We start from the raw sequence: 555 nt of genomic DNA on the forward strand, positions 1-555 counted from the left end.
AGGTATTACAAGCAGGATTTTCTAACCTGAATGTTATTTGATCATTCATGCGGTTGCCCTGCTTGTATGGGTAGCATTGAGAAAACAGTTGTGGCCTGACCATGCAAAAGAAGCCCACCAAGCGGATGGGGAAGATATTATTTCTTCCAATCAGTTAGTTTCATTTATTGCATTGGATAAAGACGGTAACGGGCTTGGTTTTGTTGACGCTTCAGTTCGATATGATTATGTCAACGGATGTAATAGCAGTCCTGTAGCGTTTCTGGAAGGAATTTTTGTTTCTCCTCACCACAGAAAATGTGGGATAGCCAAGATACTAGTTGACGAAGTGCAATCTTGGGGGATAAAACAAGGGTGTAAGGAACTCGCATCCGATACTGAATTGGATAACGTTGTGTCGCAAAAGGCACATATTGGATTGGGTTTTCAAGTAACTGAAAAAGTTGTGTTTTTTAAGAAAGTATTAAATTAACCCATTGAATTAATAATATGACTTGGATTCGCATGATAAGTGCAATTTCTGAAAAAGGCGGTCAGTTGCTATAGTAGGCATCT

The 555-nt window shown here is 39.3% G+C and carries 1 protein-coding gene; it reads left to right on the forward strand.

Translation table 11 applies throughout. From position 1 onward, the window contains the following. Positions 1-37: 37 nt before the first annotated feature. On the forward strand, positions 38-472 hold the full coding sequence (gene aac(6'), locus AAY47_RS19640) for an aminoglycoside 6'-N-acetyltransferase (RefSeq protein WP_047772073.1): 435 nt from the start codon (positions 38-40) through the stop codon (positions 470-472). Positions 473-555 lie beyond the last annotated feature (83 nt).

This window comes from Xenorhabdus griffiniae (genome assembly GCF_001028135.1).
GTDB lineage: Bacteria > Pseudomonadota > Gammaproteobacteria > Enterobacterales > Enterobacteriaceae > Xenorhabdus > Xenorhabdus bakwenae.